Source organism: Nevskia sp. (assembly GCF_023266035.1).
GTDB lineage: Bacteria > Pseudomonadota > Gammaproteobacteria > Nevskiales > Nevskiaceae > Nevskia.
In genome coordinates, this window is record NZ_JAHFRY010000065.1 from 1 (window position 1) to 25704 (window position 25704).

The 25704-nt window shown below is 66.5% G+C and carries 22 protein-coding genes; 10 read left to right on the plus strand and 12 right to left on the minus strand.

Annotated features, from left to right (window positions below; translation table 11 throughout):
- Nucleotides 1-162: 162 nt before the first annotated feature.
- A complete protein-coding gene (locus tag Q0D45_RS11505; RefSeq protein WP_293392861.1) occupies nucleotides 163-4122 on the minus strand; it encodes a lamin tail domain-containing protein in 3960 nt (1319 codons plus the stop codon).
- 116 nt (nucleotides 4123-4238) lie between these two features.
- On the opposite strand from Q0D45_RS11505, the gene Q0D45_RS11510 reads away from it, so the two are divergent.
- Genes Q0D45_RS11510 through astA form a run of 3 tightly spaced genes read left to right on the plus strand, consistent with a single transcriptional unit; the run spans nucleotide 4239 to nucleotide 6854 of the window.
- Nucleotides 4239-5471, plus strand: a complete 1233-nt coding sequence (locus tag Q0D45_RS11510; protein WP_293392863.1) for a hydrolase — start codon at nucleotides 4239-4241, stop codon at nucleotides 5469-5471.
- Nucleotides 5456-5830, plus strand: coding sequence for a tRNA-binding protein (locus tag Q0D45_RS11515; protein ID WP_293392866.1), 375 nt, complete (start codon nucleotides 5456-5458; stop codon nucleotides 5828-5830). The genes Q0D45_RS11510 and Q0D45_RS11515 overlap by 16 nt, the downstream gene beginning before the upstream one ends.
- Nucleotides 5831-5840: 10 nt before the next feature.
- Nucleotides 5841-6854 carry an arginine N-succinyltransferase gene (astA, locus tag Q0D45_RS11520; RefSeq protein WP_293392870.1) on the plus strand — a complete coding sequence of 338 codons (1014 nt, stop codon included), beginning with the start codon at nucleotides 5841-5843 and terminating at the stop codon, nucleotides 6852-6854.
- Between the two features lie 6 nt (nucleotides 6855-6860).
- Here the strand turns inward: astA and Q0D45_RS11525 are convergent, their stop codons facing one another.
- The 9 genes from Q0D45_RS11525 to Q0D45_RS11565 form a co-directional block, all read right to left on the minus strand.
- Nucleotides 6861-7895 (minus strand): FAD:protein FMN transferase, encoded by a 1035-nt coding sequence (locus Q0D45_RS11525; RefSeq protein ID WP_293392872.1) that lies wholly within the window; start codon nucleotides 7893-7895, stop codon nucleotides 6861-6863.
- 22 nt (nucleotides 7896-7917) lie between these two features.
- On the minus strand, nucleotides 7918-8727 hold the full coding sequence (locus Q0D45_RS11530; RefSeq protein WP_293392875.1) for a DUF4198 domain-containing protein: 810 nt from the start codon (nucleotides 8725-8727) through the stop codon (nucleotides 7918-7920).
- 14 nt (nucleotides 8728-8741) lie between these two features.
- Entirely contained in the window at nucleotides 8742-9296 is a 555-nt protein-coding gene (locus tag Q0D45_RS11535) for a DUF2271 domain-containing protein (RefSeq protein ID WP_293392877.1), read from the minus strand.
- 40 nt (nucleotides 9297-9336) lie between these two features.
- Nucleotides 9337-10011 (minus strand): PepSY-associated TM helix domain-containing protein, encoded by a 675-nt coding sequence (locus Q0D45_RS11540; RefSeq protein ID WP_293392879.1) that lies wholly within the window; start codon nucleotides 10009-10011, stop codon nucleotides 9337-9339.
- The gene (locus Q0D45_RS11545) at nucleotides 10008-10484 is read right to left on the minus strand and encodes a biopolymer transporter ExbD (RefSeq protein ID WP_293392881.1); all 477 of its coding nucleotides are present in this window, start codon (nucleotides 10482-10484) and stop codon (nucleotides 10008-10010) included. The genes Q0D45_RS11540 and Q0D45_RS11545 overlap by 4 nt, the downstream gene beginning before the upstream one ends.
- A gap of 1 nt (nucleotide 10485) precedes the next feature.
- A complete protein-coding gene (locus Q0D45_RS11550) occupies nucleotides 10486-11223 on the minus strand; it encodes a MotA/TolQ/ExbB proton channel family protein (RefSeq protein ID WP_293392884.1) in 738 nt (245 codons plus the stop codon).
- An 82-nt stretch (nucleotides 11224-11305) separates the two neighbouring features.
- Nucleotides 11306-12007 carry an energy transducer TonB gene (locus tag Q0D45_RS11555; protein WP_293392887.1) on the minus strand — a complete coding sequence of 234 codons (702 nt, stop codon included), beginning with the start codon at nucleotides 12005-12007 and terminating at the stop codon, nucleotides 11306-11308.
- The gene (locus tag Q0D45_RS11560) at nucleotides 11992-12684 is read right to left on the minus strand and encodes a Fe2+-dependent dioxygenase (RefSeq protein WP_293392890.1); all 693 of its coding nucleotides are present in this window, start codon (nucleotides 12682-12684) and stop codon (nucleotides 11992-11994) included. Before Q0D45_RS11560 ends, Q0D45_RS11555 begins: the two co-directional genes overlap by 16 nt.
- Nucleotides 12685-12706: 22 nt before the next feature.
- Nucleotides 12707-15025: a catecholate siderophore receptor Fiu gene (locus Q0D45_RS11565; protein WP_293392894.1), complete on the minus strand. Its 2319-nt coding sequence runs from the start codon at nucleotides 15023-15025 to the stop codon at nucleotides 12707-12709.
- Nucleotides 15026-15358: 333 nt separating this feature from the next.
- On the opposite strand from Q0D45_RS11565, the gene astD reads away from it, so the two are divergent.
- Entirely contained in the window at nucleotides 15359-16801 is a 1443-nt protein-coding gene (astD, locus tag Q0D45_RS11570) for a succinylglutamate-semialdehyde dehydrogenase (RefSeq protein ID WP_293392897.1), read from the plus strand.
- Between the two features lie 12 nt (nucleotides 16802-16813).
- Here the strand turns inward: astD and Q0D45_RS11575 are convergent, their stop codons facing one another.
- A complete protein-coding gene (locus Q0D45_RS11575) occupies nucleotides 16814-17836 on the minus strand; it encodes a hypothetical protein (protein WP_293392900.1) in 1023 nt (340 codons plus the stop codon).
- Between the two features lie 165 nt (nucleotides 17837-18001).
- On the opposite strand from Q0D45_RS11575, the gene Q0D45_RS11580 reads away from it, so the two are divergent.
- The 5 genes from Q0D45_RS11580 to astB all read left to right on the plus strand — a co-directional run bounded on the left by Q0D45_RS11580 (nucleotide 18002) and on the right by astB (nucleotide 24390).
- Nucleotides 18002-18661 (plus strand): response regulator transcription factor, encoded by a 660-nt coding sequence (locus Q0D45_RS11580; protein WP_293392903.1) that lies wholly within the window; start codon nucleotides 18002-18004, stop codon nucleotides 18659-18661.
- Nucleotides 18662-18740: 79 nt separating this feature from the next.
- On the plus strand, nucleotides 18741-21158 hold the full coding sequence (locus Q0D45_RS11585) for a serine/threonine-protein kinase (protein WP_293392906.1): 2418 nt from the start codon (nucleotides 18741-18743) through the stop codon (nucleotides 21156-21158).
- Nucleotides 21155-21877, plus strand: a complete 723-nt coding sequence (locus Q0D45_RS11590) for an ATP-binding protein (RefSeq protein ID WP_293392909.1) — start codon at nucleotides 21155-21157, stop codon at nucleotides 21875-21877. The genes Q0D45_RS11585 and Q0D45_RS11590 overlap by 4 nt, the downstream gene beginning before the upstream one ends.
- Before the next feature lie 60 nt (nucleotides 21878-21937).
- Complete coding sequence (gene ltaE, locus Q0D45_RS11595; protein ID WP_366946421.1) at nucleotides 21938-23026, plus strand: low-specificity L-threonine aldolase; 1089 nt, start codon at nucleotides 21938-21940, stop codon at nucleotides 23024-23026.
- A gap of 5 nt (nucleotides 23027-23031) precedes the next feature.
- Nucleotides 23032-24390: an N-succinylarginine dihydrolase gene (gene astB / locus Q0D45_RS11600; RefSeq protein WP_366946422.1), complete on the plus strand. Its 1359-nt coding sequence runs from the start codon at nucleotides 23032-23034 to the stop codon at nucleotides 24388-24390.
- Between the two features lie 76 nt (nucleotides 24391-24466).
- On the opposite strand, the gene Q0D45_RS11605 is transcribed toward astB, so the two are convergent.
- Nucleotides 24467-25369, minus strand: coding sequence for a LysR family transcriptional regulator (locus Q0D45_RS11605; RefSeq protein ID WP_293392920.1), 903 nt, complete (start codon nucleotides 25367-25369; stop codon nucleotides 24467-24469).
- 119 nt (nucleotides 25370-25488) lie between these two features.
- On the opposite strand from Q0D45_RS11605, the gene Q0D45_RS11610 reads away from it, so the two are divergent.
- A partial coding sequence (locus tag Q0D45_RS11610; RefSeq protein ID WP_293392923.1) for an SDR family NAD(P)-dependent oxidoreductase occupies nucleotides 25489-25704 on the plus strand: 216 nt, incomplete at its 3' end.

Sequence of the window (25704 nt, forward strand, 5' to 3'; positions counted from 1 at the left end):
AGAGCATCAGCTTCAACGGCGCTACCGGCAGCACTTATCGCTGGGGCGTGCGTGCCACGTCGGCAGCCGGTGCCTACACGATGTGCGGGCGTCCGCAGTAACAACACGCCCGTTTCGTGACCAAGCCCCGCAGAGGCCTGCGGGGCTTCTTTTTGCTCGCGATCAGCGCGAGTTCACCGTCCATGCCGCCGAGAAGCTGCCGACGGTCAAGGTCGCGGTCACCGAGCCACCAGCGGCCAATGAAGCTGCCACCAGCATCTGCACACGATCGCCATTGACCACCGTCGACGGCCCGGTGAATGGCTGGTTGTTGATGCTGTAGCTACGGGCATTGCCGTCGATGCTGATCGGCGCCGGGCTGTTGAGGCCGCTGATGGTGATCTCCTTCGAAGCGACGAAGGCGCCGCGCTGGGCGTTGCTGCGCGGCGGGAACTTGAAGCTGTCCGGCGTCTGGTCGAGGCCGGTGGTCACCGTCCATTCATCGCTGACGCCGCCGACAGTGATCGTCGCCGACAGCACATCGCCGGCATTCGGACCCGAAACCGTCTGCAGCAGGATGCTGTTGTTGCGCGAGATCAGGCCCGGCTCGCGAGTCAGCGGCCCGTTGTTGATCCGGTACATGACGTTCGGATTGCCGCTGATGCTGATCGCCGCCGGCGCCGCGATGCCGGTGATCTTCACCCGCTCGCTGCGCACGGTGGCCGACGAGGCCTGATCGACGAGATCGACGAAGCGGAAGGCATCCGGCGTGGTGTCGACCGTCGAAGCCGCGGTGGTGACCTTGAAGTCGGCACTTACGGAATCGATGCTCAGGGTCGTCGTGGTCGTGGTCGCCGGCAGGTTCGAGGCCGTCTGGCGCAGGCGCACGGTGTCGCCATCGTTGACCACGGCGCCGACCAGGCTGCTGAACACGCCGTTGTTGATCGAGTACTCACCGCCGCTGACCGTGATCGCCGCCGGCGCATTGATGCCGAGCACGACGATCGAAGCCGAAATCGCCACGGCGCCGAGCGCGACATCGGTCTTCGCCGCGAAGCTGAACGGCAGCGGCGTGGTATCGACCGGCGGCCGCACCGTGACGCTGGTGCTGGCCGTGTCGGACGCGCCTTCGTCGTCGCTTACCTGCAGCGCGAAGCTGAGCAAGCTCGTGCTGCTGACCGAAGGTGCAGTGAAGCTGGCGGTGGCGGTTGTGGCCCCGCTCAGGCTCACCGTCGGGCCACCGGTCTGCGTCCAGGCGTAGTTGGCCATGCGGCCGTCGCTATCGGTCGAGGCACTGCCATCGAGACTCACCAGGTTGCCGCCCGTGGTCGTCGCCGGCAGCGCCGTGGCAACGGCAGTCGGCGCGGCATTGGCCGGCAGCAGGAACGAGGACAGCAGCGCGTCGTGATCGCTGGCCTGGTCGGCGTACTCGGCGTTGATGTGCAGTGCTTCGTACTGCGCGCCGGCGTTCAGCAGGCGCGGCGTCGACAGGATGTGGTCCAGCTCCTGCGAATTGCCTTCGAACACGTAGCTGTAGCGCTCGGCCGGATTGGCGACCAACTCGGTGCCGAGGTTGCGCAAGCTGTCGCGCGTGCCCGCAGTGCCGGTGCGCAGGATGCGCAGCGGCGTGCTGAAGTCGAAATCATTGAGATCGCCGAGCACCATCACCCGGGCTTGTGGATCGAGGCTCTGCAGGCTGTCGACGAAGCTGTTGACCAGCGTCGCCTGCTGGCGGCGCTGCACTTCGCTGCTCAGCACCGCCGGTTGGTTGACGCCGAACAAGGGCTGATCGCCGCCCTTCGAGTTGAAGTGCACGTTGACGATGACCACGCGGCGGCCGTTGAAGTCGTAAGTCACCGCCAGCGGCTTGCGGCTGGCGTTCCAGGCGCTGTCGGTGGGCGCCACGCGGCCCGGCGACAGGGTCAGTGCCAGCTTGCCGCCGGCCAGGGTCGGCGCGGTGGCATCGAGCGAACCGCCAGAGCCGGCCGTGCCCGGCACGAACGTCACCCGCAGCGGGTTGTAGAACTGCACGACGCGAATATTGCCGCCGGGCTCGCCGCCATCCTGGTTGTTGACCGGATTGATCTGCACCGCTTCATAGCTCGGACCACCGGCTGCGACGATGGCATCGTGCAGCAGCGCGACGGTCTGATCGGCGCTGACCGTGCCGTTGTTGGTCGCACCGTTGTTGTCCTGCAGTTCGCTGAGCGCCAGCACGTCCGGCGAGCCGATCGCATTGACGATCTGGCCGGCGAGGCGCGCGAACGAGGTGTCGTTCGGGTCGAGATTCTCGACGTTGTAGGCGCCGACGCTGAGACGATCGCCGCCGACCTCGATGCTGCGCACGCTGGGCGGCAGCGGGTTTACCGTGACCGTCGGCAACTGGGTCAGCAGCAGCTCGTAGTTGTCGAACGAGTAGCTGAGCACGCCGGTCACCGTGCCGAGGCTGTCGCCGGTGTTGATGCCGGCCGGCATGCTGATGCCGTTGAGGCCGTCGTCGAGCTGGATGCGCTCCGGGTTGTAGTCGATGCCAGTCGCGCGTTCGACCAGCGCCACGCCGCCGCGCGCGGTGACACCAGTCGCATTGCTGCCGTTGTCGCCGAGTACCCAGACCTCGCCGAAGCTGTTGCGCGGGCCGGTGGCGCGGGCGTTGTTGACCTGCACCAGCATGCCTTCCAGCGATTCGTCGAAATCGAGGCCGTCCTGCGCCGGATCGAACAGCGTGGTGCCGCTGGTTTCGACGTTGCCGAGGCTGTCGTTGTCGATGATGTCGGTCGGTGGGACGAGGCCACCGCTGCCGAGAATCGTCGGCGCGATCACGGTGTTGGTGAACAGCGCGTTGCCGACATAAGGCGTCACCGTCGGCGAGCCGATCTGGGTGATCGTCAGGTTCTCGGCGTCATTGCCCGGGCGGAACTCCGCCACCGTGCCGGAGACCAGCACCTGGGCGCCGACCGCCGCTGCCGCCGGCGCTGCCGTCGAGGTGAACACGAAGATGCCGTCCGAGGTGGCGACATCACCGTCGCCATCGCCGTCCTGCATGTAGAAGCCGTTGGCGGCGCGGGCGGTGACGATGCCCGGCACATTGCTGACCGCCATGTTGACCATCGGCGAGCGGTGCTGCGCGCCCTGGATCTGATAGATGCGCGTGCCGACCGTTGGCGGCGGCGCCTGATCGTTCTCGGCGATGGTCGCGGTGACGCTGTTCGGCGTGCCGGCGCTGGCATTGCTCAAGCTGCCGAGCGTGGCGGTGATGGTTTCGTCGCCCTCGAAGACTGTGTCATCGATCGCGCTCAGGGTCAGCGTCGCTGACAGCTCGCCGGCCGGAATGCTCAGCGACGCAGAGCTCGCCGAGTAGTCCGTGCCATTGCTGGCCGCGCCACCGAACAGCAGGTTGACGGTGACCGGCGTGGTGGAGGCCGCCGACAGCGTGGCGGTGATGACGGCCGAGCCGCCGAGTTCGCTGAACGCGGCCGGCTCCACAGCCAGGCTGACGGTCGGCAGGTTGCCGCCACCGCCGCCGATGATGGTCGTGCTGTTGCGCGGCGTGCCCGCTGCCGCAGGGCCGGGGAAATCGCTGGCGTTGTCGTTGCCGTCCTGCACCACACCTGCCACGAGGCTGCGCAGGAATGAGTAACTGGTGCCACCGGTAGTCGCCGGCGTGACGAGGCCGGTGCCTTCACGGCAGGGACTGCTCGGCGAGCCGACGGCATCGACGAAGGGTGCAGTGGCAATAACCGAATTGCTGGTGACCAGACGGATGCCCGAGAAGCCGGCCGCCGAAAAATCGGTGAAGCCGGTCGCATAGGTCAGGTCCGGTGTCACACCAAGTGAGTAGCCAGCCGCCGCGGTGTTGGCGAACAGGTAGAACTGGCCGGCGGCCAAGCTGGTACCGCCCGGCACCGTCGCGCGCACCGACGGATTGCCCGGCGTGCCGTTGGCACAGCCCTGCAGGGTCCAGCCGCCGATGGCGACCGGGGAGGAACCGGCGTTGAAGATTTCGACAAACTCGTCGTTGCCACCTGCCGGCCCGCGCACCGCGAATTGCGAGATCACCACGCCGCTGGCCGTCTGCGCGAACGCCGTGGTGGCTGATGCCAGCGCGGCGAGCGCGATCAGTCCCTTCACCCGATTGCCGTCCATAACGTCCCCAAGTCTGTTCTTTGAATGTCGGATCACTAATGACTGGAGCCTGCCGTCGGGACGTGACGAGCAGGCGACAGGGATTTGACAGTTCTCGGGCCGGTACACTCGGGACCATGCGCGCTAGCTCATCGACCGACGACGCGATCCTGGCTTCGATCTCCACCGAGGCCGAAGCGCTGCGCGACACGCTGCTGCGGCTGTCGAGCCAGAACTCCGGCAGCTTCAATCCGGACGGTGTCGATGCGGTCGGCGCCAGCCTGCTGAGCTTGTTCGCGCCACTCGGCGCCACCGCCGAAACCATCGCGCTGCCGGAGTACGTCGCCACCGGCGATCGCGGCGAGCGCAGCGGCCGGCCGATCGGTCACGCGCGCCGCTTGCGGCTGCGGCCGGAAGCGCCGCTGCAGGTATTTCTCTGTGGCCATCTCGATACCGTGTTCGGCAGCACCCATCCGTTCCAGCAGGCGCGCTGGCTCGATGCCGACACGCTCAACGGCCCCGGCGTCGCCGATCTGAAAGGCGGGCTGCTGACCCTGCTGCTGGCGCTCACGGCACTGGAGCGCAGCCCGCAGCGCGAACGCATCGGCTGGGAAGTGCTGCTCAATCCGGACGAGGAAATCGGCAGCCAGGGCTCGGCACCGCTGCTGCTCGAAGCCGCGGCCCGCCATCACTTCGGCCTGATCTACGAGCCGGCTTATGCCGACGGCGGCCTGGCATCCGAGCGCAAGGGCAGCGGCAACTTCGATCTGGTCATCGAAGGCCGTGCCGCGCATGCCGGGCGCAATCCCGAAGACGGCCGCAACGCCATTGCACTCGCCGCCGAACTGGCGCTGCAACTGCATCGCCTGAACGGCCAGCGCGACGGCCTGACCCTGAACCTCGGCTACACGCACGGCGGCGGCGCGCTGAACATCGTGCCGGACCGCGCGGTGCTGAAGTTCAATGTGCGAACTTCGCAGCCGTCGGATGAATGCTGGCTCGATGACCAGCTCGATCTGCTGCTGACGCGCGCCAACGATCGCAACGGCTTCAAGGTCGAACGCCACGGCGGCTTCACTCGGCCACCGAAAGTGATCTCCGCCGGCACCGCGCGCCTGCAGGCGCTGCTCGGCGACTGCGGCCGCGATCTGGGCCTGAACCTGCAATTCCGCCCGACGGGTGGCTGCTGCGACGGCAACAACCTCGCCGCCGCCGGGCTGGCCAATGTCGACAACCTCGGTGTCGTCGGTGGCGACATCCACTCGGATCGCGAATGGATGCGCTGGTCCAGCCTCGCCGAACGCGCGCGGCTCAGCGCCAGCCTGCTGCTGAAGCTCGCCGGTGGCGAGCTTCAGTGGCCGATGTCGTGACCACCGCCATGATCGACCAGACCCCGGCTGCGCCAACCGACATCGACACCTTCTTCGCCTGCGATCTGCGGGTTGCCACGGTGCTGGCTTGCGAGCCGAACGCCAAGGCGCGCAAGCCGGCCTACAAGCTGACCTTGGATTGCGGCGCGCTCGGCATCAAGACCAGCAGCGCCCAGATCACCGAGCGCTACACGCCTGCCGAGCTGATCGGCAAGCAGGTGATCGCGGTCATCAATTTCCCGGCGCGCAAGGTTGCCGCCGTCCTCAGCAAATGCCTGGTGCTGGCCGTCGACTCGCCGACCGGGCTGGTGACGCTGAGCGTCGATCAACCGGTCGAAAACGGCCTGCGTATTTACTAAGCGACCACTCATGAAAATCATCCGCCCGATCCGCGCTGCCGATCTGTCCGCCTTGGTCGAGATGGCCGAAACCGCCGGCGCCGGCTTCACTTCGCTGCCGCCGGTGCCGGAGTACCTGGCCGCGAAGATCGCGTTGTCCGAGGCATCGTTCGCGGCCGATGTCCATGAACCCGGCCAGCAGCGCTACCTGTTCGTGATGGAAGAATCCGACAGCGGCGAGATCGGCGCCTGCTGCGCGATCGAAGCCTCCTGCGGGCTCGACGAAGCGTTCTACAGCTACCGGGTGGGCACCACCATCCACGCCTCGCGCGAACTCGGCATCTACAATCGGGTGCCAACCTTGTATCTGTCCAACGATCTGGTCGGCACCAGCGTGCTCTGCTCGCTGTACCTGAAGCCCGGCTTCCGCGGCGAAGGTGCCGGCAAGCTGCTGTCGAAATGCCGCTTCCTGTTCATGGCCAATTTTCCGAACCGCTTCGCCAAGAAGGTGATCGCCGAGATGCGCGGCGTCTCCGACGAACACGGCCATTCGCCGTTCTGGGAAGGCCTGGGCCGGCACTTCTTCACCGTCGACTACGACCGCGCCGAGCACATCGTCGGCACCGGCAACAAGGCCTTCATCGCCGAGCTGATGCCGCCGCATCCGATCTACGCCGTGCTGCTGCCGAAAGCCGCGCAGGCGGTGATGGGCAAGGTGCACGCGCAGACCGAGCCGGCGCTGCATCTGCTCGAACAGGAAGGTTTCCGCTACCAGGGTTACATCGACATCTTCGATGGCGGCCCGAGTGTCGAAGCGCCGCTCGACGAGATCCGCACCATCCGCCGCGCCCAGGTGGTGACGGTGTTCATCGGCAAGCCGCTGCAGGGCGCACCCTGCCTGATCGCCAACACCCAACTCGATGCCTTCCGCTGCGCCTACGCCGAGATCGCGATCAAGAACGGCCACATCACCCTGCCGCCGGAGCTGGCCAAGGCGCTCGATGTCGATAGCGGTGACGAGGTGCGGTTCAGCTCGCTGGCTTGACGCGGGCTACGTGTTTTCCTGATCGGCGAGCGCTGCCCAGGCGCGGCTGCAGCGCGTGCGGCTGCGTTCGCCATCGCGCAGCACGTAACGCACTGCCAGTCCCAACTGATCCGCCAGCGGCAGCCCGGCATCGGGGCCGAGCACGCTCAAGGCCGTCGACCAGCCATCGGCTTCGCGGCACAGCGGGTGGATGACGGTGACTGCGGCCGGCGCATCGGCGAGTGGCTTGCCGCTGCGTGGATCGAGCGTATGCGCGTAACGCTGGCCGGCATGCTCGTAGTGTCGGTAGGCATCGCCTGAGGTGGCGACGCTGAGGCCGTCCAGCGCGATGCGGGCGAGTGCTTCGTTCGCTGCCCGGCCATCGATGTCGACCCACCACGGCGCGCCATCGGGCTTGACGCCCTGGCCTCTGAGTTCGCCGCCGATCTCGACCAGATGATGCGGCAGCCCGGCGCTGTGCAGCCACAGCGCGACGCAATCCACCGCGTGGCCTTTGGCGATCGCCGAGAAATCCAGTGCGATGCCGCCCGGCTGCTGCAGGCGATCACGATCACGGCGCAAACGCTGCCAGCCCACGCGACTGCGGGCAGCTTCGATTTCGGCGTTCGACGGCGGCTGCGCACGCGGCCCCGGCGGGCCGAAGCCCCAGAGATCGACGAGCGGGCCGGCGCTGGGATCGAGGGCGCCATCCGTGGCTTTGGCGATGCGCAGCGCAGCGTCGAGCACGTCGGCGAAATCGCCCGGCAATGGCTGCCAGGTCCCGGCTGCTGCCGCGTTGTAGCGACACAGCGCCGACGACGGTTCCCAGTGACTGAGCTGGGCAACGAGAGCGGCCAGCACCGCTTCAATGCCAACGCCAACGGCGTCCTGACGATCCGCCGCGCGCATCGCGCAACGGATCGACCAGGTGGTGCCCATCGTCGTCCCCGACAGCGCCACCACCTGCGCCGTGCGATCCGGCCCGGCGTGGGTGGCGGCGCTGAACTGCGCCGGGATCAGCAGTTCGATCGGACGATCAGCGAACAGCGCGCCGTCGTCCATCAGAGCGCCGATCCCTGGCTCATTAGGGCGACAGCACTTCCACGATCGCGGTGTAGCTGGCGCGACGTTCCTTGGCCTGCGGCACGCTGGTCCTGGCGTCCTGCACGCTGGCGCCGATGTAGTGCAGGCCGGCGTCGGTCCAGCTCAGTTTCACCAGGCCGTCGGCATCGGTCTTGAAGGTCTTCTCGCCGATGGCATTGCGATAGCGGGTGCCGTCGCGGATCACTTCCACTTCGAGGTTGGCCGCCGGCTTGCCATCGAGCAGAAAGCGGAACGTCGCTTCCTCGCCGACGAACAGATCGGCGATGCCGCTGACCGGCACCAGTTCCAGCCCCTTGCCGGTCGGCTTCAAGGCGGTGTCGTTCGGCTTGCCGGCAGTGGCGAAGGTTTCCAGACGGCCCTGCGATTCGCTGACCTTCAGACCTTCCGCCTTGGCCGGCACTTCGGCCGCGAACTTGTCGGCGGTGCCGCGCCAGCGCTTCGGCTTGCCCTCTTCGGTCCAGCTCGCGTTCATGCCTTCGTTGACGATGGCGATGCGGTAGGTACCGGCCTGCTTCAACTGCAGATCGAAGGTCGAACGCAGCTTGCCGCTGGCGGTGTTCTCGGCCGGCACCGTGCTGCCATCCGGCGCGGTGATCACCAGGTTGTCGAGCCGCATCGCGTTGTGATCACGGACGAAGGGTTCGGTGGAGACGCCGGCATCGACGGTGATCCACTGATCGACGTTGAGCACGGTCTTCGACGGTGCCAGCCAGCCCTTGTGGGCGGACGCGGCGAACGGCAGCGCGGCTGCGAGCAGCAGAAGCGCGAGCTTGGGCAGGGGCTTGGTCATTGGAGACGTCCGGTTCATGGTTTGACGGCGACGCGAATGGCGCCGAGTTCTGATTTGCCCTGGGCATCGACGGTGGTCGCGGCCTTGGCCGGCCAGTCGAAGGCAAGGTCGACGAGTTCGCGGCCGCCGTCCTCGCGTGCCGCTTCGACGATCAGCTTGTAGCGGCCCGGCGGCAATGCGGCGAGCGGGCTCTTGTCGCCGAAGCTCTGCTCGTAAGTGCCGACCGGCTTGGTGGCGCTGCTCAGGCCGTCGCTCGGCATGCTCAGATCACGGCCGCCGCGGCGCCACCACTGGCGCAGATCGGGCAGCCACTTGGTGCCGGATTCGCTGCTCGCCGGCGGCTTCGCGGCACCCGGTGCCTGCGGCGGACCACCGCGCTTGACCTGGTACCAGACGCTCAGATTGGCAGCGACGCTGCGATCTTCACGCTCGACCCAGACGGCGACATACGGCCGGTGATATTCGGCGACATCGAGCTGCGGAATCTGCACGCTGACATCGAGCTGGGCGGCACTGGCCGGCAGCGCACCGAGCGCGGCGAGCAGCGGCAGGAGGTGGTTCTTGTTCATGCGAATCTCTGGGGGGAGGGAATGGGTCTGGTAACAAACCCTAGTGAATGAAGATCAGTGCAACGACGACCGGCACCAGCATTCCAAAGCCGACCAGCGGCCAGGTCAGCTTGCGGCCCTTGGAATGCAGATGCAGCAGCCACAGACCGGTCAGCGAAAACAGCAGGCAGGCCACGGCAAACGCATCGAGAAACACGCTCCACGCGAAGCCGGTGTGACGGCCCTTGTGGAGATCGTTGAGATAGCTGATGACGCCGCGATCGGTGGTTTCGCGCTCGACTTCGCCAGTGCCCAGATCGACGTTGACCCAGGCATCGCCACCCGGCCTCGGCAGCGACACGTAGACCTCTTCGGCCGACCATTCGACGGCGTGGCCGGCGACGTGGATATCGAGCGTTTTCACCAGCCAGTCGGCGGCGGCTTCCGGCATCGCCGGTGTGGCGCCGTCATCGGCCGCCCGCTTGGCAACCACCCGCAACTCATCGAGCAAGGGTTCCGGCAGCACCGCCTGGGTGCGCGCCACGACCGGCTTGGTCGGAATGTCCGCCGCGTGATTGAGCGTGATGCCGGTGACCGAAAACAGCAGCATGCCGATCAGGCTGACCGCCGCGCTGATCCAGTGCCAGGTATGCAGCTGCTTCAGCCACCAGGAGCGGCGCTTCTGCCTGGCGCGCGGATCAATGGCCGGCGTCGATCGGGTGCTGGCAGCGTTCACGGAGTGGCTGGCTTCGCAGTCGATGTCGAAACGGGGGTCACGCTGGCCAGCGGCGCGCCGCTGGGATCGGTGACGAAGCCGACCTTGGTGACGCCGGCCTTCGCCGCTTCGCTCATCACCGTGGCGATGATCTCGTAGCGGGCATTGCGGTCGACCCGCAGATGCAGTTCCGGCGACGGCGTCTGGCTGCCAGCCGCCTGCAGGTGTGCGATGGTCTGTGCCTCATCCACCTTCTCGCCGTTCCACCAGCGCTGGCTGTCGGCGTCGATCGCGAACTGGATGTTGTCGGCCTGCTGCACGTTGGTGCTGCTGTCGGCCTTCGGCAGATCGATCTTCACCGCGTGGGTCAGCAAGGGTGCGGTGATGATGAAGATCACCAGCAGCACCAGCATGATGTCGACCAGCGGGATGACATTGATCTCGGCCATCGGCGCGCTGTTGCGGGCGCCGCCGCCAAAGCTTCCGAAGGCCATGTCAGCGCGCTCCGCTGACCTTGAGCGGCGTGACGTTGCCGCCGGCCGCATCGATCTTGGCGCCGGTGCCGAGGAAGGCGAACAGATCGTGCGCAAAGGCATCGAGCTGGGCCAGGGTCAGGCGATTGGCGCGGACGATCAGGTTGTAGCCGAGCACCGCCGGAATCGCGACCGCCAGACCGATGGCGGTCATGATCAGCGCTTCACCGACTGGCCCCGCCACCTTGTCCAGCGTGCCGGCACCGGACACGCCGATCGCGACCAGCGCGTGATAGATGCCCCAGACCGTGCCGAGCAAGCCCACGAACGGCGCGGTGGAACCGACCGAGGCGAGCACCGTGAGGCCTGATTCGAGGCTCGCGGTTTCTTCATCGATGGTCTTGCGCAAGGTGCGGGTGACGAAATCGCTGCTGCTGCCGGCTTCGTTCAGGCGATTGATGCCGTGGCGCTCGTGATGCCGGCTGGCAACGATGGCGTGATAGACCAGATGCGAGAACGGCTCGTCCGGATGCTTCTGCTCGATCTGCGCGGCGACCACGTCCAGCGACGGCGCGTTCCAGAAGAAATCGAGAAACGCCGAGCTGCGCCGCTTGGCACGCGCATAACTGACCAGCTTGGTGACGATCAGATACCAGCTCGCCGCCGAAGCCACGGCCATCAGCACCAGAATGAATTTCGCCACGCCATCGGCCTGGGCGAGAAAGTGGCCGAAGCCGATACCGGGTGTTGCTGCGTCCATTTCAGTTCCTGATCTTTCAATTCAAAACAGCTCTAGCCCCGCTCACTTCGGGAGAGGGAGAACAGCATTTCTCTCGACCGCTTTACATCTTCAACTCGAACACGATCGGCACGATCACCCAGGCTTCCACCGTCTGCTCGCCGCGCTTGGCCGGCACGAAACGCCAGCGCTTGAAGACGATGTCGCGCGCGGCGTTGTCGAGGCTCGACGAACCGCTGGATTTCTCGATCGTCACGCTGCCGGCAACACCTTCCGTGGTCACCAGCACCCTCAGCAACACCGTGCCGGACTCGCGCCGCGACTTGGCCGCATACGGATAGACCGGCGCCGGATTGTTCAGGTACGCGGCAACGAAGTTCGGCGGCACGATCGCCGGCTCCGCGGGTGGCGATGAGGCGGGCGCCGCCGGTGGCGCTGGCGGCGTCGGTTCTTCGGCCACCGCTTCGGTCACCGGCTCGTCATCCGGTGGCGGCGTGACGATCGCCGACGGCGTCGGCTTGGCCGTCGCCATCAGACGCGGCTGGGGCTTCGGCTTCACCGGCTCGGGTGGCGGTGGCGGCGGTTCGATCATCACCACCGGCGCCTCCGCGATCATCGTCACCTGCATCACCACCGGCTCCGGCGGCGGCAAGGCTTCGCTGCGGGCGATCAGCAAGGTCGCGAAACCGCCGAGGTGCAGACCGACAACGACCATGGCAGCAACCATGCGACCCCGCGCCGACATCCGCTGGCCGCAGCGATACCCGTGTTCCTGGATGGCGATGGTGCTCACAGATCCGACCATTTGCGCAGCAGGTTGTGATACGTCCCGGTCAGCCGGATCAGCGCCGGATGGCCTTCAGGATGCAGTTCGCGCAGCGTCATCAGAGCCCGGTCCATGTCGTACAGCAGACGCCGGTTGTCATCGTCGCGAACCATGCTCTGCACCCAGAAAAATGAAGCCAGACGCGCACCGCGCGTCACCGGCCGCACCTCGTGCAGATGCGTCGCCGGATACAGCAGCAGATCACCGGCCGCGAGCTTGATCGCCTGTACACCGCCGATCTCTTCACTATCGCCAATGACCAGTTCGCCGCCGTCATAGCTATCCGGATCGGCGAGAAAAAGGGTTGCCGACAAATCCGTACGCACCCGGTGCGGCGGCTGCCGACTGAGGCGTACGGCGGTGTCGATATGCGCGCCGAAATGCCCACCGCCGGTGTAGCGGTTGAACATCGGCGGGAACACCTTCAGCGGCAGCGCCGCCGAGGTGAACAAGGCACTGCGGGACAGCGCCATCAGCACCACCTCACCGAGTTCCTTCGCGACCGGATGGTCTTCGGTGAGCTGGTCGTTGTGCTTGACCTTCGCCGCCTGCGGCCCGGCCGTGATGCGCCCGTCTTCCCAGTCCACTGCCGCCAGCCGTTCGCGAATGTGCGCGAGCGGACGGGGTTCGAGGAGACCGGGAATGCGGACAATCATGGTCGGGCAGCAGCGGGAAGCGTCAGTACTTGAAGTTCAGCGACAGCAGGTACGAACGCGGCGTGCCCGGCTGATAACGCTGGCCGGAGTTGTTGACAGAGCCGACATAGCGTTCGTCCAGGATGTTGTAGATGTTCGCCTGCACCCCGATGTTCGAGGTCACGTCGTAGCTGGCGATCGCGTCGACAACAACGTAATCCTCGACCTTGACGACGCCCGTGGTCACTGCACCTAGGTTGTTGTTGACCGTGCGAGCCTGACTATCCATGTAGCGCAGGCCGCCGCCCAAGGTAAGCGGGCCAGTCAGCGGACCGATCGCCAGTGGCAGCTTGTAGCTGGTCCAGGTGGTCACGCTGTGCTTCGGCGAGAAGTTGATCGCTGCGCCACTCTGCGTCGAAGTGCCATCGGTCGCGATCGTGCCTTCGGCCACTTTCGCATCCTGGAAGGTGTAGCCGGCCGAGACCTGCCAGGCATCGGTGAGGTTGCCGACGACACCGAGTTCGACTCCTTGAATGCGGCGCTTGCCGTACTGGACGATTTCGTTGCCGGACTGCCGGGCGATGTCGTTCTTGGACTCGGTACGGAACAGCGCGCCGGTCACCGCAAGCTTGTTGTCGAGCAGATCCCACTTGCTGCCGACTTCGACGCTGTCGGCCTTCGACGGCGCAAGTGCGGTCGAGTTGATGTTGGTCGCCGTCGCGCTGAGCGCGAAGTTGTCGCCGCTCGGTGGGCGCTTGCTGGTGCCGTAGGAGGCGTAGACCGAGCCATTCGGCAGCGGCTTCCACAGACCACCGGCCTTGTAGGTGACCAGCGTGCCGCTCTTGTTCAGCCGCGAACCGAGCAGCGTGCCGACTGGCAGGGTCGGATTGGCAGTGGCGGTCGACAGCGAGACGCTGTTTGTCTCGGTCCGGTAGCGCTCGATGCGGGTGCTGCCACTGAGCTGGAACTGGTCACGATCGCCGAACTTCAAGGTGTCGTTGAAGTAGACCGCGCCAGTCGTGGTGCGACCATCGCTGGACGCGCCGTTCGGCGAAAGCGTGACGCCCGGATCGGACGAGTTCGGGTTGTAGAGATTCGCCGGCTGCTGGACCTGCGCCGGGGTGGTCACCGTGGTGGCGAGGGTCGGCGTGACCTGCGATTCCTGGATGAACTCGAAGCCGGACGCGAAATCGTGGTCGATCGCACCGGTCTTGAACGAGCCGCGGATATTGCTCTGGTTGGTCAGCAGTTCGTTGTCGCGATCAATGCCTTGGCGCGAGCGGCCCTGGGTCCAGTTCGCCGGATCGCGAATCACCAGAGTCTCACCGGTGCCGTCGGACACCACGGGTGCCTGAATCGGCGCGGTCAGCAGGCGATTCTGCGAAACGCGGCTATAACGCGAGGTGTTTGTGAAGGTGTAGCCCGGCGCGATGTCGTGCTCGACCTTGCCCGTGAAAGTGTTGACGTCGATCTTCTCGTAGTCGCTGTCGAGGCCATAGAAGTTCGAGATCGGTGCCCGTTCGGCGACGATGCCGGCATCGTCGAGTGTGGGGTTGCGCCAGCCTGAAACGCCGACTGCGGAGACGCCGCCATCCGGCGTGTTGTCCTGGAACAGGTGCTGAGTGAACAGGGTGATGCGGGTCGGCGTGCCGAGGCCGAAGGCGATCGACGGGGCCACGCCCCACTTCTGGTTCTTGACCTCGTCGCGACCGGCGACGCCGCCGTCCTGTCCGACCACGTTCAGGCGCACGGCGATCGAATCGGTGATCTTGCGATTGACATCGGCGGTGGCGCGGCGGCGGTCACGCGTGCCATAGGCCAGCGAGCCGCCGATCGCGTCATCGGCGAACGGCGTCTTCGAAACCACGTTGATGTAGCCGGAGGCGACGCCGCGGCCATTGTCGGCACCGGCCGGACCCTTGACGATCTCCACCTGCTCCAGGTTGAACAGGTCGCGCGTTGCCGGCGAGATGTCGCGGATGTTGTCGACGAAGATGCTGCCCTGGGTATCGAAACCACGCAGGAACACGGCGTCGCCGCTGGTGGTATTGCCGTTTTCGCCCTGCTGGAAGGTGATGCCCGGCGTCAGGCGCAGCGCGTCAGTGAGGGTCAGCGCGCCCTGCTGCTGCATCAGCTCCTTCTTCACCACATTGACGGTCTGCGGCGTGTCGAGCAGCGGTTGGGTGAATTTCGGCGAGCTGATCTTGTCGGCCTTGATGCTGGCGGCGGCGGAGTCCTCAACCTTGACCGTCGGCAGCGTCGTCGCCGGCTCGGCAGGGGCCGTCTGCGCTGCGGCAGGACCAGCATGAAAAGCGAGGACGGCAGCGGCGATCGGGCTCAGGCGAAACAGGGGCGACGACATTGACGAGTTACTCCGAAAGGGGTCAATAAAGCCCCGCGCCGCCGTATTGACGAGGCTGCGGGACAGTGGATCTTTTTCGGTATGTACCGAAGCGATGTCGCTGCCCGGTTGTGCCTGATGAGATGCAGGCATGATAAATGATAGGCGTTCTCATTTGCAAAGACTTCCAGGCATTGGCTGCGAAATACCCGCGAACATGCCGACATCTCTACGCAAAATTCACAAATCGCCCCCGTCGGCGACCAAATCGTCCGCCAAATGCTTCGAAACCAGCGGCCCCGGCCGATGGTCGCTCCGACATAATCGCCACGGATCTCCATCGGAAGACACGCGATGCTCTACATCGCAGGCCACTGGCAAGCCGGACACGGCCCCGAGTTCGCGCGGCGCAATCCCTCGACCGATGCCGAAATCTGGCGCGACCAGGCGGCTGACGCTTTCGATGTCAACGCGGCTTTCGCCGCTGCACGCACAGCGTTCGAAGCCTGGTCGGACACCAGCTTCGAGCACCGCGCCGCCCTCGCCCACCGTTATGCAGAACTGCTGCGCGAACGCAGCGAGGCGATTGCGCTGACCATTGCCCGCGAAGTCGGCAAGCCGCTGTGGGAAGCGCGTACCGAAGTGGCGACGATGGCCGGCAAGATCGAGCTGTCGATCCAGGCTTGGAACGAACGCACTGGCCTCAAGGAACAAGCCACCGCGTTCGGTCGTCATCGCCTGCAGCACCGGCCACATGGCGTGGTCGCGGTGTTCGGCCCGTACAACTTTCCGGGCCATTTGCCGAACGGCCACATCGTGCCGGCGCTGCTGGCCGGCAATGCGGTGATCTTCAAGCCCAGCGAACTGACGCCGATGACGGCAGCGGCGATGGTCCAGGCCTGGATCGACGCTGGCTTGCCACCCGGTGTGCTGAACCTGCTGCAAGGCGAACGGGCGACTGGCGAAGCGATTGCCCGCCATCCCGAGCTGGACGGCCTGTACTTCACCGGCAGCTCGCACACCGGCGCCCTGCTGAACCAGCAGTTCGCGGCCCATCCCGGCGCGATCCTGGCGCTGGAGATGGGCGGCAACAATCCGCTGGTGGTCGGCAGCCGCTATGACATCGCTGCCGCCGTCCATGAAATTGTTCAAAGTGCCTGGATCACCAGCGGCCAGCGCTGCACCTGCGCACGCCGGCTGTTCATCGCCAACGATGCTCAGGGCGATGCCCTGGTCGCTGCGCTCATCGAGGCGGCGCGTCTGCTCACCGTCGGGCCGGCCGAAAGTCTGCCGCAGCCGTTCATGGGGCCGGTGGTGTCCGGCCGGGTCGCCGAAGCGCTGCTCGCGGTGCAGGCCGATCTCATCGCTCGCGGCGCGACTGCCTTGCTGCCGATGACTCAACTCGCGCTCGGCGCGGCCTACGTGACGCCGGCGCTGATCGACGTCACCGTGATCGCCGACAGCCTGCCGGACGAAGAACACTTCGGCCCACTGCTGAAGCTGATCCGCTATACAAGCTTCGACGAAGCCCTGCGCGGTGCCCGCGCCACCCGTTACGGCCTGTCCGCCGGCCTGCTCAGCGATGACGACGCGGAGTGGACCGCCTTCCAGCGGGCCAGCCGCGCCGGCATCGTCAATCGCAATCGCCCGACCACCGGCGCCAGCGGTGCCTATCCCTTCGGTGGCGTCGGCGCCAGCGGCAACCATCGCGCCAGTGCCTTCTACGCAGCCGATTACTGCAGCTATCCGGTGGCGACGACCGAAGCCGATCGCCTGCTGCCGCCTCCGAAAGCCTGAGTTGCCTGACGCCTATCTGGCGCTGCCCAGCACCTGCAGGAAGGCCGCCGTGGTCTCGCCGATCAGCTTGTCGAACGTCGCCTTGTAGGCATCTTCGCTTTCAGGCTTCGAGACGAAGCTCTTGGTTTTCTGGGTGCCGCTGCCGAACAGGATGCCGAGCGCGTTGGTGATGTTGTCGCCCTTCTTCTCGGCAGCCGTGGTCGATTCGCTCATCGTGAAGATGTCGGTCTCGGCGATCTCCGGATCATCGAGATAGATCGCGCCGCCAAAGCGGGCGCGATGGCTGGTGGTGAAGGTGCGCGCGCCGGCCGGGCCGTTGATCTGCCATTCGGTTTCTTCCGGCAGCAGCACCGGCGCCGACTGGATGCTGGCGCGGCTCTTGGTGCCGAGGATCAGGCCCCAGCCGCGTTTCGGCTTGGAGGTCAGGCCGAAGCTCGCCAGGTAGTGGATATGCAGCAGGCTGGCATCGAGCGCCTTGGCGATCTCGCCGGCCTTGGCACCGCGGCCCTGATTTTGGGAGTCGACCCGCTGACCGAGGCTGCCGCGGCCTTTGCTCGACGAAAAGAACGCTTTCATGCCGGCTGGCGCAAAGATCTTGCTGATCTGCGGATTCTTTTCGCCGAAGCTGGAATCCGAGAACGTGTAGGGCGATTCCAGCCCGTACTTGGCGAGCTGCCCCTGCCAGATCTCGTTGGCCGCCAAGGTCGCCGGATCGACGACCTCGTAGCCCGCCGCCTGCAGCGCCGCCACGGTATCGGCGTAGGCCTTGTCGGTGATCGCCTGCAGGGTGGCATCGCTGACGCCGTCGAGCGTGGCGGTGACCATCGCCGTAGAGCCACCACCACTGTTGGCGCGATCCTGGGCGTAGATCTGGGTGTAGAACTCGACGCCGAATTCGGCGATCGCCACCCGCTTGGCACCCTGCACCGCTCCGACGTTGTCAGTGCCGACGTCCGGCGCTGCCGATGCCGTCATCGCCAGCAGGCCCAGCATCAGTCCCGCTCCCTGTTTCCAGATCTTGTTGAAGCCCATCATGGTCATCCCCGGTGTTGCCGAACGGGCCGTTTGCCCGCTGCGGAAACTCTAGGGATCGCCGGTTCCTGCCGAACCCCCTAGCTGGGGGGTGTGGCTTGACGCCGACAAGAGCGGATCGCCAGTCTCGCTGCATCGGAATCCCGGAATCGCAGACGTGACGCAGCCATGAAGACCGCATTGATCGTCGAAGACCAGACGCCGCTGGCGCAGTGGCTGGAGCAGACGCTGCGCGAGGCCTTCGAGGGCATCGAAGTCAGCCGGGTCGACAGCCTGCTGTCCGGCCGGCGCTGGCTGCGCGGCCTCACCGCCGAGACCGGGCCGGAACTGGCGCTGATCGACCTTGGCCTGCCCGATGGCTCCGGCGTCGAACTGATCCGCGAACTGAGTGCGGCGCATCCGCGCTGCCAGTGCATCGTCTCGACCATCTACGCCGACGATGCCCACGTGTTCCCGGCGCTGCGAGCTGGCGCACGCGGCTATCTGCTCAAGGACCAGCCGCGCGACAAGATGGTCGCCGCGCTGCGCGGCATCGCCGCCGGCGAACCGCCGCTGTCGGCGACCATCGCCCGCCGCCTGCTGCGGGTGTTCGGCGATGAACCGGGGCGCGCCTCCGGCACCGAGCAGCCGCTGTCGCCGCGCGAACGGGAAACCCTGGTGCTGATCGCCAAGGGCTGCCGGCTTCCGGAAGTCGCGCTGCACCTCGGCGTGACCCGCAACACCGCCGCCGGCTTCATCAAGAACGTCTACCGCAAGCTCGAAGTCAGCAGCCGCGCGGAAGCGACGATCGAGGCGACGCGGCTCGGCCTGGTCAATCCGCAGCTCTGAAGCGGCCTTGCGGGCCCGGTTCGCGCAGCGCTGACGCGGTCCGCTACGATCGCCGCCCGAACTCCTTGAGCGACTCCCGATGGTCGAAGCCGACAACGACGCGATGCCGGCGCGGATTGGCCCGTACCGAATCCTGCGCCTGCTCGGTGAGGGCAGCCACGGTCGCGTCTATCTCGCCGAGGAGAGCGATCCGCCGCGCCGTATCGCGCTGAAGGTGTTGCGCGCCGCCAGCGCTGGCGAGGATTTGCGCCGCCGCTTCCGGCGCGAGATCGAGCTGCTGGCCGGGCTCGAACATCCGGGCATCGCCCGGCTCTACGCCGCCGGTGTTGCCGACAGCGACGCCGGCCCGCTGCCCTGGCTGGCGATGGAATACATCGAAGGCCAGGATCTGCTGGCCTATGCCGATAACGCCAAGCTCGATCTGCGCGAGCGACTGGCGCTGCTTGCCGAGATCAGTCGCATCGTCCATTTCGCGCATACCCGCGGCGTCGTCCATCGCGATCTGAAGCCGGCCAATCTGCTGGTCGATGCCGCGCGCAAGCCGCGGGTGCTGGACTTCGGCATCGCCCATCTGGTGCTCGACGAGGCCGCGCCGATGACCCATGTCGGCCAGGTGCTCGGCACCGTGCCGTACATGAGCGCCGAGCAACTCGCCGGCATCGATGGCGCCGATCCGCGCAACGATGTCTATTCGCTCGGCGTCATCGCCTACGAGCTGCTCAGCGGCCACCTGCCCTATCCCGGCCTGTCGAAATCGACCGTGCTCGAAGCGCTGGCGATGATCCGCGCTGGCCGCATCGAGCGGCTGTCGCAGCATCTGCCAGCCGCGCGCGGCGATACCGAAACCGTGGTGATGAAGGCGATGGCGCAGGAGTCCGCGCATCGCTACGGCTCGGCCGCCGAACTGGCCGGCGATCTCGATCGCCTGCTGCTGAGCCAGCCGATCGAGGCACGACCGCCGACCGCCGGCTATCTCGCCGGCCTGTTCGTGCGCCGGCACAAGGCGATCACCGCAGCCGCAGCTGTCGCGGTGCTGGCGCTGGTCGGCGGTGCCGCGGTCGCGATCCGCTACGGCCTCGCCGAAGCCGAAGCGCGGCAGCAGGCCGATGCCCGCAGTGCCGAGGCCGAAGCGGTCAATGCATTCCTCGAAAAGATGCTGACCGCCGCCACGCCGGACGAAGAACTGGGCCGCGATCTGCGGGTGCGCGAAGTGCTGGATTCGGCCAGAGCTTCGCTCGGCGCCGAACGCAACGAGGCCTTGTCATCGACCTTGTACCGCACGCTCGGCGCCAGCTATCTGGCGCTGGCCGACAGCGACACCGCGCTGCTGCTGCTTGATGAAGCCCGCAAGCGCGCCATCGCGTCCTACGGCGCCGACAGCACCCAGGCTCGCGCCGCGAAGCTGCTGCACGCCGAGGCTCTAGTGCAGAAGAACCAGCTTGCTGAAGCCGGCAGCGAAATTGCCGCCATCGCCACGGCTGCGCAGCCCGAGCTTGAAACCCGCAAGCAATCACTACGCGCGCGCCGTCTGCAGGGCACGATCCAGCGCGAACAGGGCCAGTTCGCTGAAGCTGAAAAGATCTGGGCGGCCGTCCATGCCGATGCGTTGAAACTGCTCGGGCCGGACGATGATTTCACCCTGACCGTGGCCGGCGATCACGCCGTGGCCTTGCAGGACAACGGTGATCTCAAGGGCGCGCGCGCCGAGCAGGAACAGTTGCTGGCGCAGCAGACGCAGCGGCTCGGCCCTGACCATCCGGACACGCTGACCGCGCGCTCCAGCCTCGCTGCGACCATCGCCTATCTCGGCGATCTGCCAGCGGCGGTGACGATGATGCGCGAGGTCGTTGCCGGCATGCGCAAGACCTTCGGCGACACTCATCCGGAAACGCTGACCGCGATGGGCAATCTCGGCGCCATGCTCAACGACACCGGCGCCGAAGCCGAGGGCTTGAAGCTCAGCGAGGAAGTGCTCGATGCACGCCTGCGCCACCTCGGCCCAGCCAGCCGCAACAGCATCAATGCCTATACGACGGTCGGCGTTGCCCAGGCCGCGCTGAACCAGAGCGAAGCGGCCGAAAAGACCTTCCGCACGGCGCTGGCCGCTGCCGATACCCAGCCCGCAGCGCTGGCCGAATCGGCACTGCTGGTACGCGCCAACCTGTCCTCGCTGCTGATGAAGCTGAACCGGCTGGCCGAAGCGCGACACGAACTGGAGCTGACGGTCGCCAGCAGCATCGCGATCAAGGGCAAGGACAACTGGCAGACCGCCGCCTCGCAAAGCCTGTACGGCGAATGCCTGTTCCGGCTGCACGATCTGCCGGCCGCCGAAGCAGCGCAGCAAGCTGCATTGACCGCCTTCACGGCGACGCTCGGGCCGGAGCACGACCGCAGCCAGCTGGCGCGAGAACGCTTGCAGAAGGTCTTGATCGCCGAAGGCAAGACCGACCAGGCCGCCGCACTCGCGCCACCGAAAGCGCCGGCCGCGACGCCATGAGCATCGCGGCGGTGATCGTCGTCCTGCTGGTGGTGGCCTGCGTGTGGCTGCTGCGCCAGCGCGCGCAGCTCAGGCGCGAACTCGCCGTGCTGGAACTGCGGCAGACCGGCGAAGCCGACAGCCGTCGCCAGGCGATCGCCAGCGAACGCAGCCGCCTGCTGGGCGATCTGCATGACGACATCGGCGCCAAGCTGCTGACCCTGATCCATAGCCTCGATCGCCCCGAGCAGGCCGACCTCGCCCGCGCCGTGATGCAGGACCTGCGCGACATCGTCAGCCGCAGCCAGCTCGAACCGCTGAGCCTGCTCGAAGCGCTGGCACAGATGCGTGAGGAAACCGAAGAGCGTCTGGCGGTGATCGGCAGCAGTCTGGAATGGCAGCAGGACGGCGAACTGCCGGACCCGCCGCTCGACGAGGCGCAGGCCCTGCATCTGTTCCGCATCGGCCGCGAAGCCGTGACCAATGCCCTGCGCCACGGCCACGCCACCCATCTGCGCATCCGCATCCGTGCCGCTAGCGGCATGCTGCTGTTCGATCTCACCGACGACGGCCCCGGCCTGCTCGCCGATGGCCCGTCCGGCCGCGGCACCACCGGCATGCGTCGCCGTGCCGAAGAACTGCAGGGCTCGATCGCCTGGACCGCCGGCACGCGCGGCGGCACCAAGGTGGTGCTGCAGTTCCCGCTGCCGGAATCGAACGCCAGCCTCGGGCCACGCTGAACGCTCGCGGCACCTAGAATCCAGCTCAAGCCCGGCACCTCCCATCCCATGTCGCCAACCCTGATCGACCTGCGCAGCGATACCGTCACTCGCCCGACCACCGCGATGCGTGCGGTGATGGCCGCCGCCGAAGTGGGCGATGACGTCTATGGCGACGACCCCAGCGTCAACCGCCTGCAAGCGGTCGCCGCCGAGCGCTTCGGCTTCGAAGCGGCGCTGTGGTTTGCCACCGGCACGCAGTCCAACCTCGCGGCGCTGATGGCCCATTGCGGGCGCGGCGACGAGTACCTGGTGGGCCAGGACGCGCACACCTACAAGTACGAGCAAGGCGGTGCCGCCGTGCTCGGCTCGATCCAGCCGCAGCCGATCAGCAACCAGCCGGATGGCTCGATCGCGCTGGCCGACATCGCCGCCGCGATCAAGCCGGACGATCTGCATTTCGCGCGCACGCGCCTGCTCGCGCTGGAAAACACCATCGGCGGGAAAGTGTTGCCGCAGGCGTATGTCGCCGACGCCACGGCCTTCGCGAAGTCGCGGGGCCTGGCGACGCATCTGGATGGCGCGCGGCTGTGCAATGCGATGGTCGCCGCGGGATTGAGCGAGCACGCAGCGGTGGCCGGCTTCGACTCGGTATCGCTATGTCTGAGCAAAGGTCTGGGCGCGCCGGCCGGTTCGCTGCTGTTCGGCAGCACGGCTTTCATCGCCGCCGCAAAGCGCTGGCGCAAGGCGCTCGGCGGCGGCCTGCGTCAGGCCGGAATCTATGCAGCAGCCGGTCTGCATGCGCTGGAACATCACGTCGAACGACTTGCCGAAGACCACGCCAACGCCGCACATCTTGCAGCCGGGCTGGCGGCGCTCGGGCTTAGCGTGGCACCGGTGCAGACCAATATCGTGTTCGTCGACATCGCCAGCGAAGACCTGCCGGCGCTCAAGCTCTACCTGCCCGAGCAGGGCGTGATCGCCACGCTCGGTACGCGCACCCGGCTGGTCACCCATCTCGATGTGCCGCGCGCGAAGATCGATGCTGCGCTGGCCGCGTTCGAGCGCTATTACGCGGTCAAGAAGCAGGCTTCGACCTTGTTTTCAGCACCGAAACCAGGCGGCGCCCTGCCGCCCGGCATGGCCGAGTTGTACGGGAGCATGAGGTGAGCACCGTGGATAGCAGCGACGAGAAAAAGCCGCTCAGCATCGAGGCGAACTTCGATGGCCTGGTCGGCCCGACGCACAACTACGCCGGGCTGGCGCAGGGCAACAAGGCTGCCGAGAAGAACGCCGAACTGCCGTCGAACCCGCATGCCGCGGCATTGCAGGGCCTGGCCAAGATGCGCGCGCTGGCGGCGATGGGCTTTGCCCAAGGTGTGCTGCCGCCACAGGAACGGCCGCACATCCCGACCCTGAAGCTGCTCGGCTTCGAAGGCCGCGATGCCGAAGTGCTGATGCGCGTGCGCCGCGATGCGCCGGAACTGCTGGCGGCGATGTCCTCGGCGTCGTCGATGTGGACCGCCAACGCAGCCACCGTGTCGCCGGGCGCCGATACCCGCGATGGCCGCGTGCATTTCACGCCGGCCAATCTCGCCACTCATCTGCATCGCTCGATCGAGCCGGTGGTCACCGGCCGTGCGCTGGCGACGATCTTTCGCAGCGAAAAACACTTCGTGCATCACGCACCGCTGCCGGCAACACCGCAGATGGGCGATGAAGGCGCGGCCAATCACACCCGGCTCTGTGCCGAGCACGATGGCCACGGGCTGGAACTGTTCGTCTACGGTGAAGCGGGCGATAAGGACCCGAAACCTGCGGTGCATCCGGCGCGCCAGAACCGCGCCGCTGGCGAAGCGATTGCCCGTCTGCATCACCTCGATCCGGACTACGTTCATCACGCCCAGCAGAAGCCGGACGCGATCGACGCCGGCGTCTTCCACAACGATGTCATCGCCGTCGGCCATCGCCATCTGCTGCTGCATCACGAGCAGGCTTTCGTCGATGGCAAGGCGATCCGCAACTGGGTCAAGCGGCGCCTGAAGGGCCGCGATCCGGTGTTCATCGAAATCAAGGATCGCGAGCTGAGCGTCGAAGACGCGGTCAACTCCTACCTGTTCAACAGCCAGATCCTCAGCCTGCCCGACGGCTCGATGCGGCTGATCTGCGCCCATGAATGCCAGGAGAACGACAAGGTCTGGGCGGCGATCCGGCGCATCGTCGACGACCCGCTGAACCCGATCACCGATGTGCAGTCATTTGATTTGCGCCAGAGCATGCGCAACGGCGGCGGCCCGGCCTGCCTGAGGCTGCGCGTGGTCCTCGATCCGGCCCAGCGCACGGCGGTGAACCCGAAGGTCTGGATCGACGATGCCCTTGCCGTCCGGCTCGAAGCCTGGATCGGCAAGTACTATCGCGACCGCCTGGTCCTGGCCGATCTCGCCGATCCGCAGCTGCTCGACGCCTCCCGCAGCGCGCTCGACGAGCTGACCCAGATTTTGGGTCTGGGCAGCTTGTACGACTTTCAGCGCTAGGGCTTTTCGATAGTCCTGGAGGAATTCGCTACAGGCTTGCTGGCTTGCAGGGGGTCGATCGCGGCACCGGCCTTCCCTACACCGCGATCCGCGCCGAGTCGCGATACTGCTCCGCGACCCAGTCGATGAAGACCCGCACCCTCGGCGACAGCTGGCGCTTGTGCGAATACAGGGCATGTACCGGCAGGGGTGTCGGCGGCGTGTTCGCCAGCACTTCCACCAGCACGCCGGACGCCAGTTCGGAAACGACGCGATAACGCGGGACCTGGATCAGGCCCAGCCCCAGGCAGGCCGCGGCCACGTTGGTCTCCGGGCCGGTCACCGTGATCATCGCCGGCAGGGTAAGCCGCCGGATGCTGCCTTCGACCTGGAACGTCAACGGGATGACCTCCGAGGTGTCCGACGCCAGCAGGCCGATCATCTCGTGGCGATCGAGGTCGTCGGGCGAGCTCGGCGTGCCGAACCGCTGCAGGTAGTCCGGGCTGGCGAAGGTGCCTCGGTCCAGCATTGCCAGCCGTCGCGCGATCAGATTGCTGTCGGTCAGCTCGCCGGTTCTCAGGAGGCAGTCGAAGCCTTCGCGGATCAGGTCCACGGGCTGATGCGCCTCGCCGAAGTGCAGCCGGATATCGGGATACATCGCGCGAAAGCGCGGCAGGCCGGGAAGGAGAAAATGCCGCGCCTGCGTGCCGTGCACGTCCACCCGAACCAGGCCGAAGGGCTTCGCGCCGATGAAGACCCCCTCCGCGTCTTCCAGGTCGGCGATCAGGCTGACACAGCGCTGGTAATAGGCTTCGCCGTCCAAGGTCGGGCTGACCTGGCGGGTGGTCCGCTGCAGCAGCCGGACGCCGAGCCGCGCCTCCAGGCCCTTGACGGCATCGGTCACCGAAGACCGCGGCACGCCGAGGTCATCCGCCGCGCGGCTGAAGCTGCGCCGCTCGACGATGCGGATGAAGACGCGCATGGCGTCGAACCGATCCATTATCCGAATTTTCGGAAAGTCATTCCGAATTTTGCCTGATTATCTATGGCTGCGGAAGATGCATTCTGTCGCTCTCGGCAGCCGACCCGGCGCCAACAACCAAAGAGAGCAAGACCGTCATGGCTATCCAGAAACAGAAGGTCGCAATCGTCACCGGCGCATCCGGCGGCATCGGCGCGGCGGTCGCGGAACGTCTCGCGAAAGAAGGTTTCACGGTGGTGGTGAACTACGCCGGCAACGCCGCCTCTGCCGACGCGGTGGTCGCCCGCATCGAAGCGGCCGGCGGTCGCGCCGTCACGGCTCAGGCCGATATCGCCGACCCGCAGGCGGTGCGC

Coding starts and splice junctions, on each gene's coding strand:
- Q0D45_RS11550 (WP_293392884.1), bottom strand. CDS start 11,223: ATGGACGCAGCAACACCCGGTATCGGCTTCGGCCACTTTCTCGCCCAG.
- Q0D45_RS11585 (WP_293392906.1), top strand. CDS start 18,741: ATGGTCGAAGCCGACAACGACGCGATGCCGGCGCGGATTGGCCCGTAC.
- Q0D45_RS11525 (WP_293392872.1), bottom strand. CDS start 7,895: ATGGACGACGGCGCGCTGTTCGCTGATCGTCCGATCGAACTGCTGATC.
- Q0D45_RS11510 (WP_293392863.1), top strand. CDS start 4,239: ATGCGCGCTAGCTCATCGACCGACGACGCGATCCTGGCTTCGATCTCC.
- Q0D45_RS11605 (WP_293392920.1), bottom strand. CDS start 25,369: ATGGATCGGTTCGACGCCATGCGCGTCTTCATCCGCATCGTCGAGCGG.
- astD (WP_293392897.1), top strand. CDS start 15,359: ATGCTCTACATCGCAGGCCACTGGCAAGCCGGACACGGCCCCGAGTTC.
- Q0D45_RS11590 (WP_293392909.1), top strand. CDS start 21,155: ATGAGCATCGCGGCGGTGATCGTCGTCCTGCTGGTGGTGGCCTGCGTG.
- Q0D45_RS11565 (WP_293392894.1), bottom strand. CDS start 15,025: ATGTCGTCGCCCCTGTTTCGCCTGAGCCCGATCGCCGCTGCCGTCCTC.
- Q0D45_RS11535 (WP_293392877.1), bottom strand. CDS start 9,296: ATGAACAAGAACCACCTCCTGCCGCTGCTCGCCGCGCTCGGTGCGCTG.
- astA (WP_293392870.1), top strand. CDS start 5,841: ATGAAAATCATCCGCCCGATCCGCGCTGCCGATCTGTCCGCCTTGGTC.
- Q0D45_RS11505 (WP_293392861.1), bottom strand. CDS start 4,122: ATGGACGGCAATCGGGTGAAGGGACTGATCGCGCTCGCCGCGCTGGCA.
- Q0D45_RS11530 (WP_293392875.1), bottom strand. CDS start 8,727: ATGACCAAGCCCCTGCCCAAGCTCGCGCTTCTGCTGCTCGCAGCCGCG.
- Q0D45_RS11580 (WP_293392903.1), top strand. CDS start 18,002: ATGAAGACCGCATTGATCGTCGAAGACCAGACGCCGCTGGCGCAGTGG.
- Q0D45_RS11555 (WP_293392887.1), bottom strand. CDS start 12,007: ATGGTCGGATCTGTGAGCACCATCGCCATCCAGGAACACGGGTATCGC.
- Q0D45_RS11545 (WP_293392881.1), bottom strand. CDS start 10,484: ATGGCCTTCGGAAGCTTTGGCGGCGGCGCCCGCAACAGCGCGCCGATG.
- Q0D45_RS11560 (WP_293392890.1), bottom strand. CDS start 12,684: ATGATTGTCCGCATTCCCGGTCTCCTCGAACCCCGTCCGCTCGCGCAC.
- Q0D45_RS11575 (WP_293392900.1), bottom strand. CDS start 17,836: ATGATGGGCTTCAACAAGATCTGGAAACAGGGAGCGGGACTGATGCTG.